The sequence below is a fragment of the Pseudoalteromonas sp. SCSIO 43210 genome (genome assembly GCF_054133285.1).
In genome coordinates this window covers 4,428,495-4,444,267 of sequence record NZ_CP087225.1, presented here as the reverse complement: position 1 = coordinate 4,444,267, position 15,773 = coordinate 4,428,495, and the positions used below count along the sequence as shown (strand labels likewise).

The window sequence follows — 15,773 nt, the reverse complement described above, 5'->3', positions numbered from 1 at the left end:
AGGTCATCCAGCCTCATGTTTAAAAAACTCCGTGGTATTTTTTCTAACGATCTATCGATCGATTTGGGTACAGCCAATACCCTAATTTATGTAAAAGAAGAGGGTATTGTATTAAACGAACCTTCAGTTGTTGCTATTCGCCAAGAGCGTGCTGGTGGACCTAAAAGTGTAGCCTCAGTAGGAACTGAAGCAAAGCAAATGTTAGGTCGTACGCCAGGTAATATTAAAGCAATTCGTCCAATGAAAGATGGTGTAATTGCTGACTTTTATGTAACAGAAAAAATGTTACAGCACTTTATCAAGCAAGTGCACAACAATAACTTTATGCGCCCAAGTCCACGTGTACTAATTTGTGTACCGTGTGGTGCTACTCAAGTAGAAAAACGTGCAATACGTGAATCTGCTATGGGTGCCGGTGCTCGTGAAGTTTACTTAATTGAAGAACCAATGGCAGCCGCTATTGGCGCAGGCTTACCAGTATCAGAAGCAACCGGTTCTATGGTTGTTGATATTGGTGGCGGTACAACTGAAGTTGCTATTATTTCACTTAACGGTGTTGTTTACTCATCATCTGTACGTATTGGTGGCGATAAGTTCGACGAAGCGATTATTAACTATGTGCGCCGTAACTTTGGTAGCTTAATTGGTGAAGCAACAGCTGAGAACATTAAGCATCAGATTGGCTCTGCGTTTAAAACTGACGAGCCAATCGAAATTGAAGTACGTGGCCGTAATTTAGCTGAAGGTGTACCACGCTCATTTACACTTAACTCACACGAAATCTTAGAAGCGCTACAAGAGCCATTAATGGGTATTGTAAGTGCAGTTATGGTTGCACTAGAACAGTCTCCACCAGAGCTTGCGTCAGATATTTCTGCGCACGGAATGGTATTGACTGGCGGCGGTGCATTGCTAAAAGATTTAGACCGTTTATTGATGGAAGAGACGGGTATTCCGGTTGTTGTTGCCGATGATCCACTTACATGTGTTGCACGTGGTGGTGGTAAAGCGCTGGAAATGATCGATGTTCATGGTGGTGATGTTTTTAGTTACGATTAATGAAATTAATGTTTGGACGAACCGTCTCCTTACAACTGCGACTTTTTGTCGCAGTGTTTTTGAGTATCGTACTCATAATTGGTGATAGATACACACAAGGTGGTACGGTTGTTCGTACTAGCCTCAATACCCTCGTTAGCCCGCTAATTTATGTTGCTAATTTACCATATGAACTTTTTAGTTTTAGTGCCAAAAGCCTGCATACACGTGATCAACTTCTTACTGAAAACGAAGCGCTTAAAAAAAAGCAAATGTTACAAAGTGAGCAACTTCAGCAATATCAATTCTTAGCTAGAGAAAATCAAAAACTACGTGCCCTACTTGGCTCATCGGCAAAGCAGTCTAATCGTAAAATTATTGCGCAAGTGCTTTCAGTTCATTCAAATCCATATAGTCACCAAGTGGTAATTAATCGTGGTACAACCGATGAACTCAGTGAGGGGCAAGCCGTTATTGATGAAATGGGAGTGGTAGGGCAACTTACTAAAGTAGGATCGACGACATCACGGGTATTGCTAATGACAGACACCACGCATGCTACGCCGGTACGTATTTTACGTAATGATGTGCGCACCGTGGTCGAAGGCATTGGTAAAATTAATGTCGTTAAACTCTCGCATGTGCCACATAGCTTAGATGTGCGTATTGGCGATGTACTCGTTACGTCAGGTTTAGGCGGCACATTCCCAGAAGGCTACCCCGTGGCTGTTGTAACTGAAATTAACCGAGATGAAGGTCAGCCATTTGCTCAAGTATATGCCGAGCCAATTGCTCAGCTAGATCGTATTCGTTTATTAGTTATTTTGTGGCGCAATAAGCAGGAGCGTCTAAATAATGATTAGCCGTTATTCATTGTTAATAGGGTTGAGCATATTTTTTGCCTTAGTTATGGCGTTAATGCCATTACCTTTTTCGTTTGAACCATTTCGCCCTGATTGGGTATTACTTGTTTTGATGTATTGGTCACTTGCATTACCGCATCGTTTAAATATTGCTACAGCATGGGTGGTTGGCTTATTAATTGATTTAGCTTCTGGTTCGCCACTTGGTGTGAATTCACTGACTTATTCGATTTGTATTTTTGTAACTGCAAGCAATTTCCAAAAAATTCGTAATTTTTCGCTTTGGCAGCAAAGCTTATTAATTGGTTTGTTTTTAACGCTTTATCATTTAATGCAGTTTTGGTTAAATCACTTTTTACTCGGTGTTTATTTTAATCCACAATATTTATGGCCAGTGCTTACCGGTATGGTGAGTTGGTTTTGGGTATTTTCATTACTTCGTAAGTACCGCAGACATTTTAGGATCAGGTAAATGACTACCTCAGTGTATTTGGCATCAGCCTCTCCCCGCCGTAAAGAATTACTAAATCAGTTAGGCATCGAGTTTTCGCAATTTAGTGTTGATGCAGACGAAAGCCAGTTGCCTAATGAGCAGCCGCATAATTATGTAGAGCGTTTAGCGCGTTTAAAGGCAAGCTTAGGTGTTGAGCTTGGCTATACCGACCGACCGGTGCTTGGTAGTGATACAGTGGTTGTTATTGATAACGAGTCTTTATGTAAGCCTCGTGATGAAGCTGACTTTACGCAAACATTAAAGCGCTTATCAGGTAACACACATCAAGTGTTAACGGCTATCGCATTTGCTAGTAAAGATAAAATACTTAGTTGCGTAGTAAGTACTGACGTTACGTTTAAAACCCTCACCGATGAAGAAATAAAAGCATATTGGCTAAGTGGTGAACCACAAGATAAAGCCGGTGGCTATGGAATACAAGGTTTAGGTGGTCGCTTTGTTACTCATATTTCGGGTAGCTATTTTTGTGTTGTAGGCTTACCTTTATATGAGACCGAACAATTATTACAAGCATTCTTAAGAAGGTAACATGAGTACAGAATTACTGATCAATGTCACACCAAGCGAAAGCCGTGTTGCCTTAATAGAAAACGGTGTATTACAAGAAATTCAACTTGAGCGTATTGGCAACCTCGGTATTGTTGGTAATATTTACTTAGGGAAAATAAGTCGTGTATTACCAGGAATGCAAGCTGCTTTTGTTGATATAGGCCTTGAAAAAGCGGCCTTTTTGCATGCGTCAGATATCGTAAACAGCGCATCAATTGTAGAAGGCGTTGACGACACTCCGATAAAAAAAGTACAAGATATTCGTGAGTTAGTTCGCCAAGGTCAATACATTATGGTGCAAGTGGTTAAAGATCCGCTTGGTACTAAAGGTGCAAGACTCACCACAGATATAACAATTCCTTCTCGTTATTTAGTATTTATGCCCGATGCTACTCATGTAGGAGTTAGCCAACGCATCGAAACCGAAGAAGAGCGTGCACGCCTTAAAAAAATAGTTGCGGAATATGGTGATGAAAATGGCAGTTTTATTGTGCGTACAGCAGCTGAGGGGGCAATCGAAGCTGAGCTAAGGCACGATGCTGAATTTTTAAGAAAGTTATGGGAAAAAATAGTATCTCGCAGAAAAAAAACAAGTAAAGCGAGCATCTTACATGAAGACTTAACACTTGCGTTCAGAACGCTTCGTGATTATGTAGGTGAAGACATGGAGCGTATTCGTGTCGATTCAAAATTGACTTATCAAGAGCTTAAATTATTTACTGATGAGTTTGTACCACTGCTTTCTAAAGTACTTGAGTATTATCCAGGTGAGCGCCCAATATTTGATTTGTTTGATGTCGAAAATGAAATTCAAAAAGCATTACATCGTAAAGTAACGTTAAAATCGGGCGGTTATATCATTATTGATCAAACCGAAGCGATGACCACGGTTGATGTAAACACTGGAGCTTTTGTTGGCCATCGTAATTTAGAAGAAACTATTTTTAATACTAATGTAGAAGCTACTTCGGCTATCGCCCGTCAACTCAGACTACGTAATTTAGGCGGCATTATTATTATCGATTTTATTGATATGGTAAGCGAAGACCACAAACGCCGCGTATTACATTCGCTTGAATCTGCGTTATCGAAAGATTGCACCAAAACGAATATAAATGGTCTTTCTGCACTCGGTTTAGTGGAAATGACCCGTAAGCGTACGCGTGAAAGTCTAGAACATATTTTATGTGATGTATGTCCTGCATGTTCAGGTCGTGGTTCGCAAAAAACAGTTGAAACAGTGTGCTATGAAATATTACGCGAGATAGTGCGCGTTAATCGCGCTTACGCAGCCGATAAATTTATGGTGTACGCTGCCCCAGCAGTGAGTGAATCTTTACTTAATGACGAATATCATAACCTAGCGGAACTTGAGCTTTTTATTGGTAAGCAAGTACATATTCAAACCGAGAGTTTATACAGCCAAGAACAGTTTGATGTGGTAATGATGTAATGAAAGCAAAAGCGGTCTGTTTTTTTTGTTTTAGAAAGTTATGGCAAACCTGCGCCATAATTTTGGTATTACTGGCCGTTATTGTTTCTATTTTAAAATATACACTTCCTTATGCTAATGACTATAAAGGCGATATTGAAACTTACTTACACAGTAAATTTGATGTCAGCCTTTCAATTGGTTCTATTTCAGCAAGTTGGCAGGGTAGTGGCCCCGCTTTGGTTCTTGAAGATTTATCCTTTAAAGATAATGAAACGGCTCCTATTTCTCTTACCATCGCAAAAACCAGTTTAGAGCTTAATTTGTGGGAAAGCTTAAAAACGCTACAGTTAAAATCTAATTATTTTGTTATTAGTGGCTTTCACACCAGCGTTAATGTGGGCAACTTATTTAATGGCAATGAGCAAGGTGAAGTTTCTTTTGAACAAAAAGAACTCATTGAAGGTCTTTTTTTAGGTGAAACTGGGCATTTTGCAATTGAGAATTCAAGCGTCAACTTCATACTTGAAGATGGTAAAGAGCGTAAAGTAATGCTTAAAAATATTACTTGGCAAAATGAAGATAAAAAACACCTCGGCAGTGGTAGCTTGGCATTGCCTGGTATCTCAGTTGGTAATTTTGATGCGCGCATTGCTTTATCGGGTAAAACCTTGGAAAAGGTAATTGGTGATATGTATGTGCAAGCAAATAAAGTAGATGTATCTAACTGGTTAGCGCAATACATAACAAGTGAAAAGCAGCAATTACACAGTGATATAAATTTACAAGCTTGGTTTAAGCTCGAAAAAGGGCTATTTAGCGATATAAAAGTGCAATGGTTACCAAGCTTTGTGCGTTGGCAGTATGAAGAACAAAATCAACAAGTTAGTTTAAGCGAAGGGGGATTTCATTTATACCCAGAGCAAAATGGTTGGCGCTTAAAAAGTACAGGTTTAACATTTGCTAGTAACAGCAAGGCTTGGCCAAGTTTAGAGTTTGAAGCAAAGCTAGATGCGCAAAACAAAGTATGGTTACAGCAAGTTGATTTAGAACTACTAAATAATTTAGCTGGATTAACTAATTTTAATGGTTTAGCCCCTTTTTTAGAGCGTGAACCAAGTGGTTTGATTAAACAAGCATATTTAAATTTTGAAAGCGTTGAGCAGTGGCAGCTATGGTTTGAGGCTGACAATATTGGTTGGCAAGAGCTCGATTCAGTACCGGCTGCTCAAGGGTTAAGAGTAAGTGGTCTTGTAAATCAAGCAAGCGGACGTATTAGCTTATTTGGCGAAAATGGCACGCTTGTTACTGGCGAAAACTTTAGTAATGATATCCAATATAATCAAATTAATATCGATTTAGATTTAGTAAATCGAAAAGAAGGTTGGCACATCAGTAGTGATGAAATTTGGTTTGATAATAATGAAATAACACTTGCTGCTGAAATGCAGCTGAGCCTCGGGGATACGCCTCGTTTAGATTTATATGCAGAAGCGTTCGCTCCAGATGCCAATATTGCAGGGCATTACTTCCCGCTAAAAGCAATGAGCCATGAGCTCGTTAGCTATTTAAATGGTGCAATTAAAGGCGGAGAAGTATCTAAAGCACAGGTCTTATTTGCAGGGCCTTTGTCTGGTTTCCCATTTACTGATGGTAGTGGTCAGTTTGATGTATTAGCACAAATAGATAATGCAACCTATGAGTTTGACCCTGATTGGCCTACGGTCACTAATGCTAATGTACAGCTACATTTTGCTAATGAGCGGATGGACATATATAGCCAGCAAGGCAAGTTGGTTAATTTAGATATTGGTAATAGTGTACAGGTGAGTATTGCAGATTTAATGAATGCTGATGAACTTATTGTGCAAATTGATAAAAAAGCAGAGATGGAAAAGTTACATGACTTTTTTGCAGCGACACCTATTGCCAAACCTCTTGCTGAAATTTTTAAAGTTGTACAGGGCAAAGGCGAAGCCGATGCCAGTATTGAGCTTTTAGTAGGCTCTAAGTTTAAAGGCGGAGCCAGTGTTAGCGGCAAAGTTAATTTAAATGACTTGCCAGTATTTATAGCAACGCCAGGCATTGAGCTTAAAGACTTAACTGGCGAGCTTAATTTTAAAAACGACAACATTACACTTAAAAATGCGACTGCGAAGTGGTTGGGCATGCCGCTAAATATTAATTACAGCAGTAAAAGTGATGCTAAAAATTACCAAGCAAACATAGATATAAACGCCAAAATTGACGCCGATACACTAATTGATAGTGGACAAGGTATATTAAAAAATTATTTAAGCGGGCAAAGCGATGTTGATATTGGTTTAGTACTTAATTTTACCGAACAAGGCTTTAATTATCGTGCACAGGTAAACTCAGAACTACTTGGCTTAACGAGTAACTTACCCGCACCTTATAATAAAAATAGCGAACAAGCGTGGGCGCTTGATGCAGTAGTTCAAGGTGATGATATTTCTAATCTCATTACAGCAAACGCTAATCAACAGTTTTACTTTAATGCTATTTTAGAAAATGGAAAATCACAGTTTAGTAATGTCCATTTTGTGCTCGGAAAACAAGATTTAGGATTAAACCAAAAAGACTTAAGCGTAAATATAAATCTTGAGCAGAGTGAATTAGTGCCTTGGTTTGATCTGATTGATCAAATAATTAAAGCAGGTAAAGCAAATCCAGATAAAGAATCAAAAGGGATTATGCCACCGCTTAATGAGGTGGTCGCAAATGTAGGTATGCTTGATGCGAGTAACATCATCTTTAATGATTTTGAAATGCGTTTAGCACCATCAAAAGACGATTTATACCTAAAGCTAAATGCTAAAGAACTTAGAGCTGGAGTTTTTATTCCTACATCACAACCTAGCCAGCCTATACGAATTAATGCCGATTACTTAAGGCTTAATTTTGCACAGCCTAGCGAGCAATTAATTGAAATAACAGATGTACTTCCTGAGGAAGACTTGAGCTGGCTTACTAAAATACCTGCCATTGAGTTTGAATGTAGTGACTGCAAAATTGATCGCTATCAGCTTGATAAAGTGAGTGCGTCATTATTAGGTGATGGCGAGCGCTTATCGATATCAGAACTTGTAATCGATAAAGGAGATCATGTACTGCGCACTAAAGGGCTATGGCAAAATGGTTTGACAATGCTAAGTGGTGAGCTTAAAAGTGATGATATAGGCGCATTGTTTGGCGAGTTTGATATTACCTCTGCAATTAAGGATTCTAAAGCTGATCTAAATTATGATCTTACTTGGCAAGCTGCACCTTATGATTTTGATGTGAAAACTTTAAGTGGTGAAGTTACTTGGGATTTAGGGGAAGGTCACTTAACTGAAATCAGTGATGGTGGTGCACGCGTATTTTCGCTGTTGAGCCTTGATTCACTCGTACGCAAACTGAAACTTGATTTTAGAGATGTATTTTCAAAGGGCTTTTTTTATAACAGCATGCAAGGCTCTATGCAGTTAGAAAACGGTATCGCTTACACTAAAGATACTAAAATGGACGGTGTGCCTGCCGATTTAACTATTAAAGGCTACGCAAACTTAAATACGCTAGATATAGATTATGACCTTGCTGTAGCGCCACAAGTAACCTCAAGCATTCCGGTTATAGTGGCATGGATGGTTAATCCAGTAACAGGGCTTGCTGCTTTAGCACTTGATAAAGTTATTCATTCTGCGCGCGTCATCTCAGAGATCAATTTTAAAGTAACGGGTAAAATGAACGATCCTATTGTTCAAGAACTCGACAGAAAAAGTCGTGAAGTTACACTACCTCAAGCTGCGCAAAATCAGCCACAAGCATCAGTCGATTTAAAACTTAAAGATGCTCAAGTAACAGTAACGCAATGAACAAAACAGCAAGCATAAGCACACCCACAATAGTTGCCCTACAAATGTGTTCAGGGCCAAACCCTGATGACAATATAGCAAGCTTAAAGCGCGCACTTAAAACTCTGCCAGCAACAAGGCCATTACTTGTTTGCTTGCCAGAAGCTTTTTTAGTGTTTAGTAAAAGTGGTAACGATACGTTACGTGTTGCTAAGCAAGTTGAGCAATACAAATTACAACTTAGTGAATTGTGCCAACACCATAATATTTGGTTAAATGCAGGCACAATGCCTGAGCCATTTAACGAACAGAAGTATTACGCAGCATCGCACTTATATAATAATCAAGGCGAGCTGGTTGCAACGTATAACAAAATACATTTATTTGATGTAACCGTAGATGATAAAACAGGTAGCTATCGAGAGTCAGATTTTACCCAAGCAGGTCGCGATGTAGTGGTTGTTGATTCTCCCTTTGGTAAAATTGGCTTAACAGTATGTTATGATCTGCGCTTTAGTGGCTTATTTAACGAACTAGTACGCCAAGGCGCCGATATTATTTTAGTACCCAGTGCATTTACAGTCCCTACAGGGCAAGCGCATTGGCAGCCGCTATTAGCAGCTCGCGCAATAGAAACACAATGTTATGTAGTTGCAGCAGCTCAGTACGGTACACATGAAAATGGCCGACAAACATATGGCCACAGTATTATTATTTCACCTTGGGGCAATACCCTGAGCGAATTGCCAACAGGCACCGGTTTTATAAGCTGCAACGCAGATTTAGACCAGTTACAAAAAATTAGACGAGATATGCCCGTGCAGTCTCATCAACGATTTAGAGAGCATTTATTATGAATTCGGTTGAACAGCATTTACTACACGACAGCCAGCTAAATAGAGAAGAGCTCGAAAAAACGCTCGCTTACATACATCAGCATAAAGTGGATTACGCCGATTTATATTTTCAATCAAGCCACCACGAATCATGGGTGCTTGAAGACGGCTTAGTTAAAGAAGGCTCTTATAACGTTGAGCGTGGCGTTGGTGTACGTGCTGTAAGCGGCGAAAAAACAGGTTTTTCTTACTCTGATGCAATAAACCTTGAAGCGCTAAATAAAGCGGCAACAGCAGCGCGTAGCATTGCCGATGCTGGCGAAGATAGAGCAATTAAAGTATTTAGCGATGTTAAAGCTAAAGAGCAGTTTGCACCGCATCAACCAATTTCGAGTATGAGCGATACCGACAAGGTTAATTTATTACGCGAACTTGAAAACTACATTCGTGAATTAGCACCCGATGCAGAGCAAGTAATTAGCTCAATGTCTGCGGTATACGAAGAAGTATTAATCGCGGCAAGTGATGGCACGTTTGCTACCGATATTCGCCCACTTATTCGCTTAAACTGTTCAGTACTGCTTGAAAAAAATGGTCGCCGTGAACGCGGCGGCGCAGGCGGTGGTGCACGTTTAGATTATGGCTATTTTAAAGAGCTTGTTGATGGTAAACCGCGTTGGATGGAGTTTGCAGAAGAAGCGGTACGCCAAGCTAAAGTAAATCTTGAAGCTATTGATGCACCTGCAGGCACGATGGAAGTTGTACTTGGTAATGGTTGGCCTGGCGTGCTTTTACACGAAGCGGTAGGGCACGGCCTTGAAGGCGACTTTAACCGTAAAGGCGCGTCTGCGTTTAGTGGTAAAGTGGGCCAAAAAGTAGCATCTGAGCTGTGTACTGTTGTTGATGATGGCACAATGGCTGACCGTCGAGGTTCACTTAACGTAGATGACGAAGGTACACCAGCGGCTTACAACGTGCTAATCGAAAACGGTATTTTAAAAGGCTATATGCAAGATAAGCTAAACGCGCGTTTAATGGGTGTAAATCCTACCGGAAACGCACGTCGTGAGTCGTATGCACATTTACCAATGCCTCGCATGACTAATACCTACATGTTAGGTGGTGAGCACAGCCAAGCCGATATTATCAGTAGTGTTAAAAAAGGGGTATTCGCGCCTAACTTTGGCGGCGGACAAGTTGATATAACCTCAGGTAAGTTTGTATTTAGCGCATCAGAAGCGTATTTAATCGAAAACGGTAAAATTACTCAGCCAATTAAAGGCGCAACGCTTATTGGTAATGGCCCAGAAGTAATGCAGCAAATATCTATGGTTGGTAACGACTTAGCACTTGATAAAGGTGTGGGTGTGTGTGGTAAAGATGGTCAAAGCGTACCGGTAGGCGTGGGCCAACCAAGCCTTAAAATTGATCAGTTAACGGTCGGTGGTACAGCTTAAATATTACTCAAGCGCGAAGTGAATTCGCACCTACGTGCTGATGTTTATTGTAGGTGAGGTTTTACACCTCGCTTTTTAAATATAGGCTCAGAAATAGAGCGCGAAATAAATTCGCACCTACAATTTGCATTCTTACTTTGGGTAGGTGAGGTTTTACACCTCGCTTTTTAAATATACGCTCACGTAATAGAGCGCGAAATAAATTCGCACCTACAATTTGCATTCTTACTCAGTGTAGGTGAGGTTTTACACCTCGCTTTTTAAATATAGGCTCAGAAATAGAGCGTGAAATAAATTCGCACCTACGATTTGTATTTTTACTCTGGGTAGGTGAGGTTTTACACTCGCTTTTTAAATATACGCTCACGTAATAGAGCGCGAAATAAATTCGCACCTACGATTTGTATTTTACTCTGGGTAGGTGAGGTTTTACACTCGCTTTTTAAATATACGCTCACGTAATAGAGCGCGAAATAAATTCGCACCTACGATTTGTATTTTTACTCTGTGTAGGTGAGGTTTTACACCTCGCTTTTTAAATATACGCTCACGCAATAGAGCGCGAAATAAATTCGCACCTACAATTTGCCTGCTTACTCTGGGTAGGTGAGGTTTTACACCTCGCTTTTTAAATATAGGCTCAGAAATAGAGCGCGAAATAAATTCGCACCTACAATTTGCATGCTTACTCTGGGTGGGTGAGGTTTTACACCTCGCTTTTTAAATATAGGCTCAGAAATAGAGCGCGAAATAAATTCGCACCTACGATTTGTATTTTTACTCTGTGTAGGTGAGGTTTTACACCTCGCTTTTTAAATATAGGCTCAGAAATAGAGCGCGAAATAAATTCGCACCTACAATTTGCCTGCTTACTCTGTGTAGGTGAGGTTTATACTTCTCCCTCATCCCCTTTAGTTTTTTCAGCCTCTTTATACCATAACGCAAAAAAGCACTCTGTTAATTTGTGCTCTATCTCAAGCGCTTTTTCTGTAGGACAAAACAAGGTAAAGCTTGCTTTAAACTCACCTAAATCGGTTGTACCAAAGTGAATTACAGGCTCTGGGCCAGATATTTTTGCATCAAGTTTACGCTCAATCATCGAATTATAGCGGCTTGCTACTTCTTGAAACTCTTCGCAGTACAGCTTAGCCTGTTCGGTCAATGTGTCGTGAATAGGGTACGGGTTAAAGCTCTCTCTTCGGACAATAATAAAATGGTGTGTAACAAAGCGTTTTACAAAGTTTAAGTTTTTAATCGAGCTGGTAATTAGCTTATTGTTTGGTATGTATATGGTTTTTCTCGAAAATTGATGAGTATGTATATCAATTTCATGCATGGTCGTTTTAATCCAATCGGTTTCAGCAACTTCACCAAAGTAATCACCAACTTGTATCCAATCACCCACTCTAAACGGGCGTGTTGTTACTAGGTAAAAAAAGCCTATTACACACTGAATAAATTCACGCGTTGCAAGTACAATCGCCACAGCAAAGGCGGCAATAGAAAGTGCAAAGTTTTGAATCTCTGTAGACCACACAAAGAGAAGTGATATCACCATTACAAAGTTAATAAAGTGCTTAATATTATGCGCGATGTAGCGAATATCTTTTTCTTTTTTCTCAGCGCGACTTTTTGCTAACTTATCGACAAGTATCTTAAGCACAAATGCAATTGTTAACATTATTAGTGAGAGAAGAAACGGATGCAGTAATATATCTTTAGTCATAAATTCCTAATGGTTTAAAGTTGATAAACACGACCAGTTTATTGATTTATTTTGCCAATGGGCTAATTTAACGCAAATAAAAACCCTTTAGCAAATTAATGCTAAGGAGTATTCGTTTTTATCAGTAATTTTCAATGGTTAAACCAACCTACTCTATTTGATCTCCAGGGCAAGAGCATGAAAAAAGTCTATGCGTTCAGTACCGTTTCAAGGTAGGCTGTACTGCGCATAGCTTTTTTCTGTTTTGCGGGCATGCCTTTACTAAAACTTTTTTCTGCTTTTAGCTGATTAAATGCGATGTGTCTCAGCCCCGCAAATACAGGTGCTGCACCTTCGCGCCTAATTCGACACTCATCTTCTTTAAATCCTACATCTAAACGCCAATGTAATCCATTTTCTATTTGCCAATGTTGTCGTGCTCCTCTCGCGAGTTCTTCCGCTGTTAAATTCGCTGAACTAATATAGTATCTATAGCATAACTCATTGCTTAATTTACCTTTTTCTTTTCTATAAGAAACAATAACACCCACTGTTTTTACACCTTCCCAGTGTATCGTTTCTGATAAACCGCTCACGTTATGGCTCACTGCACAGCACCTAAATTCTTCTCTATTTTTTTGATAATCGGCTTCGTTAAACAAGAGCCCATCAGATGCTTGTCGTGCTACCTCAGGTAATAACACATCTTCTATTTGTGACAGTAGCCTTTTATGGTTTGCTTTTACCGCAAGTAAGTAATCGGCTTCTTTACCAACTATTTTTTTGGAATTGCGTCATGTCAATACGGCTCATTACACGAGCAATTGTGTCATGGCGAGGGATCCCTTGTTCAAGAAGAACATATTTTCTGAGCCAATCTAGTCTATCATGACCAAAATCTTCAATCTCTTCCCAGCCCTGACAGCCTGAAACAACAGCGCTAACAGCTAAGAATATGATATCAAATAGTTTATGAACAACTTTACCTTGTTGGCGAGGGTCGTCGATTGATTCGAAATATTTAAATAGCTGAATGTTAGACATGGGGATGCTCCTTAAAAAAGGAGTATAAGATCATACTTTTAAGTCAAGGTAAAGTTCGTGATCTTGCCCTGATTTGATCTCTGGTTAAGAGGTTTACTAACATATTGAACTACAGTGATATTTAAGTTTATTTCTCTCTAGCTAGAGATTTCAGTAAATTAAACGCAGTTAGCGCTGAAAACAACTGCTTGAGATAAATTTATTATCCAGAGTTCAGGTTATTTAGATATGAGGTCTATTTAACGATAGGTAAATTGCACTATAACTAGAGTCTGTTTATCTTTTAGGTAAGGGTTAGCCTATGTTGTGCGGTTACCCCCATCAATAGGCAATAAAGCAGTATAAATACCAAACATGTGCAGCCCTAGGTTAAATAAATTTTAATACTTAAAGACTAGGTAATATTTTTTATATCTAGTTGTTTTAAATAAAAATTATAACAACGCTATTGGAAGGGGAATTCGTTAAATTGTACCGGTACTTATGTCAGTTGGTATTAAAGGCTATTTAACATCAATAATGCCTTTGCTTGTATTTTATCGAGAGTAAATTAGATGTACCGTGGTGGAATAGTCCAGATCCTATAGATAATTTAGTGTGAAGCACGCATTTCAAGTGAAGATGGGTATTGTGGTTTTAATCGATAAGACAAGCTGCTAGATACGTATTCCCGGCTTTTATTTAAGTACGCGCAATATAGAATTAGAATACTTATCAAGCATTAAATTTATTTCACTAAGTACTTTCCCTTTACTTCATAAGTTCCATTTAACCCATATTTTATAAGTCGGAAATAACAAAACAACTACTTATAAGTTAGAAGGTATTGAACCGTCCTATTGAGACTAGAACTGCTAATTTTTTGTCAGTGCAGTTTTATTTGATGAGGTTTAAGTTCACAGACTTTAATTTATAACGCTATTCTAATAATTAAAACTACATACAGTAATAAAAGCGATTATTAGTTTTTATCACTCCTCTACCTTGCAATATATTGGCGCTTTTTTGTTGTAATGCTTTGTAATAGACACGAATCAAAAAAGTAATACTATTATTTCCTTAAATACAGACAAGTAAGAAAAACACCGATTAATGATAAATAACTACATATTGTTATTTTTTTGTTTTTCTTTTGTTTTATTTTTGTTCACATAACTCTTGGTTCTACGTCATCGCTTCGTAAATTCAATTTAAAGCGGAGAGATGATGTTTTTATCAAGGAGTTCCCATTCAAGCGTTCAGCTTGAAACTAATCCCCACCTAAAGTTTTGGGTTATTTGGTCAGATTATGAAAAACGAGTGCGGGCTTGTTGCTATAAATGGTTATATAGCGACCAAGATCGAGTTGAAGACGCCATGGCACAAGCGTGTGAAAAAGCGCTTAAAGTTTATATACAAGACAGCTCTCAAATAGAAAACATGTTTGCTTGGCTTTGTCGGATAGCCCATAACATCTGTATGGATATACATCGCTTAAATAGTAAAGAAAGCGATTTAGTGAAACAAGCCAACAGCTCCTCAACACAGTTTTATTTTACGGAGAGCCAGTCACAAACATTGGAAAGTGAGTATGAACGTATTCACCTATATCAGAAGTTGATGGATGCCATTAATGATTTGCCTAATGATTTAAAGCAAGTGATCCAGTATAAATTTATTTATGAAATGGAGTACTCAGAAATAGCAAACCAATTACAAATTAGCCAAGAAAATGCAAGAAAGCGTGTGCAATTGGCTCGTAAGAAACTAAGTGCATTACAGTATGTATAAGCCCTCATGTTCAGGTCATCGGTTTTTCTTGGCTTGTAACCACAAAATAATTTAAAAAATCTTTTTCACAAACAGATGAATACCCCGTTATTCAAATAACGGGGTATCTGACCAAGATACCCAAATTTAAATCGAACATTCGCATCACCTTAGCTGGGATTGATGTGGCGGAGCTTGGCTGGAGCATTAATATGAAAAATGAAAGGCAGTGGTTTGTGGTTTATACCAAAGCCAATAGTGAGAAAAAATTTGCTGTACAGGTCAATCTTTTGCAAAGTGATTGTGAAGCATTTTTGCCTTTAATAGATCAGGCCCGCCAATGGAGTGACCGAACCAAAGTGGTAAGCGTACCGTTATTTAAATCATACGTATTTGTTTATATTGACGGTAATGAATTTCAACAGTTAAAACGCCTACCAGGTTTCGTTTCATATATTAAATTTAATAATCTACCAGCTGTGATTTCTCAGCAAGAAATGAAAAAAATTCAACGTTTTATATCTACAGGTAAAGTGGTTGAAGTGCTGTCTAATCGTTTGCTAGTAGGAACTAAAGTGGAAATTGTTAGCGGTAGTTTACAAGGGTATTGCGGTATTCTGGTTGAGCGACGTAATCAACAATTAGTCGCAATTGAAGTCGAGGGATTAGCGCAAAGTATGATGCTAACTTTACCTGAAATGCTATTGAAACCGATTGTTGAGGTTTAAT

13 protein-coding genes are annotated in these 15,773 nt (G+C 38.9%); 10 read left to right on the top strand and 3 right to left on the bottom strand.

All coding sequences use genetic code 11. The features are described 5' to 3' along the window. The first annotated feature begins 15 nt into the window (after positions 1–15). From LOS73_RS19310 to tldD, 8 genes are read left to right on the top strand one after another with little or no spacing between them, the layout of a single operon-like run. Positions 16–1,059, top strand: coding sequence for a rod shape-determining protein (locus LOS73_RS19310; protein ID WP_002958401.1), 1,044 nt, complete (start codon positions 16–18; stop codon positions 1,057–1,059). Next, a complete protein-coding gene (gene mreC / locus LOS73_RS19305; RefSeq protein WP_188085504.1) occupies positions 1,059–1,901 on the top strand; it encodes a rod shape-determining protein MreC in 843 nt (280 codons plus the stop codon). Before LOS73_RS19310 ends, mreC begins: the two co-directional genes overlap by 1 nt. Beyond that, a complete protein-coding gene (gene mreD, locus LOS73_RS19300; RefSeq protein WP_007378603.1) occupies positions 1,894–2,373 on the top strand; it encodes a rod shape-determining protein MreD in 480 nt (159 codons plus the stop codon). The genes mreC and mreD overlap by 8 nt, the downstream gene beginning before the upstream one ends. After that, a complete protein-coding gene (locus tag LOS73_RS19295; protein WP_008137331.1) occupies positions 2,374–2,943 on the top strand; it encodes a Maf family protein in 570 nt (189 codons plus the stop codon). A gap of 1 nt (position 2,944) precedes the next feature. After that, entirely contained in the window at positions 2,945–4,417 is a 1,473-nt protein-coding gene (gene rng, locus LOS73_RS19290; RefSeq protein ID WP_149613901.1) for a ribonuclease G, read from the top strand. Then, on the top strand, positions 4,417–8,274 hold the full coding sequence (locus LOS73_RS19285; protein ID WP_457934161.1) for a YhdP family protein: 3,858 nt from the start codon (positions 4,417–4,419) through the stop codon (positions 8,272–8,274). The genes rng and LOS73_RS19285 overlap by 1 nt, the downstream gene beginning before the upstream one ends. Next, positions 8,271–9,110 (top strand): carbon-nitrogen hydrolase family protein, encoded by an 840-nt coding sequence (locus tag LOS73_RS19280; RefSeq protein ID WP_457934160.1) that lies wholly within the window; start codon positions 8,271–8,273, stop codon positions 9,108–9,110. The genes LOS73_RS19285 and LOS73_RS19280 overlap by 4 nt, the downstream gene beginning before the upstream one ends. Then, on the top strand, positions 9,107–10,546 hold the full coding sequence (gene tldD, locus LOS73_RS19275; protein WP_457934159.1) for a metalloprotease TldD: 1,440 nt from the start codon (positions 9,107–9,109) through the stop codon (positions 10,544–10,546). Before LOS73_RS19280 ends, tldD begins: the two co-directional genes overlap by 4 nt. 889 nt (positions 10,547–11,435) lie before the next feature. On the opposite strand, the gene LOS73_RS19270 is transcribed toward tldD, so the two are convergent. From LOS73_RS19270 to LOS73_RS19260, 3 genes are all read right to left on the bottom strand, one after another. Further along, the gene (locus LOS73_RS19270; RefSeq protein ID WP_457934158.1) at positions 11,436–12,272 is read right to left on the bottom strand and encodes a mechanosensitive ion channel family protein; all 837 of its coding nucleotides are present in this window, start codon (positions 12,270–12,272) and stop codon (positions 11,436–11,438) included. Positions 12,273–12,460: 188 nt separating this feature from the next. Then, positions 12,461–13,030 (bottom strand): ISAs1 family transposase, encoded by a 570-nt coding sequence (locus tag LOS73_RS19265; protein ID WP_457934976.1) that lies wholly within the window; start codon positions 13,028–13,030, stop codon positions 12,461–12,463. Continuing rightward, positions 13,020–13,295: an ISAs1 family transposase gene (locus LOS73_RS19260; protein WP_457934157.1), complete on the bottom strand. Its 276-nt coding sequence runs from the start codon at positions 13,293–13,295 to the stop codon at positions 13,020–13,022. The genes LOS73_RS19265 and LOS73_RS19260 overlap by 11 nt, the downstream gene beginning before the upstream one ends. Positions 13,296–14,498: 1,203 nt before the next feature. Between LOS73_RS19260 and LOS73_RS19255 the strand changes: the two genes are divergently transcribed. Next, positions 14,499–15,065, top strand: a complete 567-nt coding sequence (locus LOS73_RS19255) for an RNA polymerase sigma factor (protein WP_232224826.1) — start codon at positions 14,499–14,501, stop codon at positions 15,063–15,065. A 164-nt stretch (positions 15,066–15,229) separates the two neighbouring features. Continuing rightward, positions 15,230–15,772, top strand: a complete 543-nt coding sequence (locus LOS73_RS19250) for a UpxY family transcription antiterminator (protein WP_008137321.1) — start codon at positions 15,230–15,232, stop codon at positions 15,770–15,772. The last annotated feature ends 1 nt before the right edge of the window (position 15,773 follow it).

What these genes read in the sequence shown, in the direction of transcription:
- LOS73_RS19255 (WP_232224826.1), top strand. Translation starts at nt 14,499, where the DNA reads ATGATGTTTTTATCAAGGAGTTCCCATTCAAGCGTTCAGCTTGAAACT.
- LOS73_RS19260 (WP_457934157.1), bottom strand. Translation starts at nt 13,295, where the DNA reads ATGTCTAACATTCAGCTATTTAAATATTTCGAATCAATCGACGACCCT.
- LOS73_RS19285 (WP_457934161.1), top strand. Translation starts at nt 4,417, where the DNA reads ATGAAAGCAAAAGCGGTCTGTTTTTTTTGTTTTAGAAAGTTATGGCAA.
- LOS73_RS19295 (WP_008137331.1), top strand. Translation starts at nt 2,374, where the DNA reads ATGACTACCTCAGTGTATTTGGCATCAGCCTCTCCCCGCCGTAAAGAA.
- LOS73_RS19280 (WP_457934160.1), top strand. Translation starts at nt 8,271, where the DNA reads ATGAACAAAACAGCAAGCATAAGCACACCCACAATAGTTGCCCTACAA.
- rng (WP_149613901.1), top strand. Translation starts at nt 2,945, where the DNA reads ATGAGTACAGAATTACTGATCAATGTCACACCAAGCGAAAGCCGTGTT.
- mreD (WP_007378603.1), top strand. Translation starts at nt 1,894, where the DNA reads ATGATTAGCCGTTATTCATTGTTAATAGGGTTGAGCATATTTTTTGCC.
- LOS73_RS19310 (WP_002958401.1), top strand. Translation starts at nt 16, where the DNA reads ATGTTTAAAAAACTCCGTGGTATTTTTTCTAACGATCTATCGATCGAT.
- tldD (WP_457934159.1), top strand. Translation starts at nt 9,107, where the DNA reads ATGAATTCGGTTGAACAGCATTTACTACACGACAGCCAGCTAAATAGA.
- mreC (WP_188085504.1), top strand. Translation starts at nt 1,059, where the DNA reads ATGAAATTAATGTTTGGACGAACCGTCTCCTTACAACTGCGACTTTTT.
- LOS73_RS19270 (WP_457934158.1), bottom strand. Translation starts at nt 12,272, where the DNA reads ATGACTAAAGATATATTACTGCATCCGTTTCTTCTCTCACTAATAATG.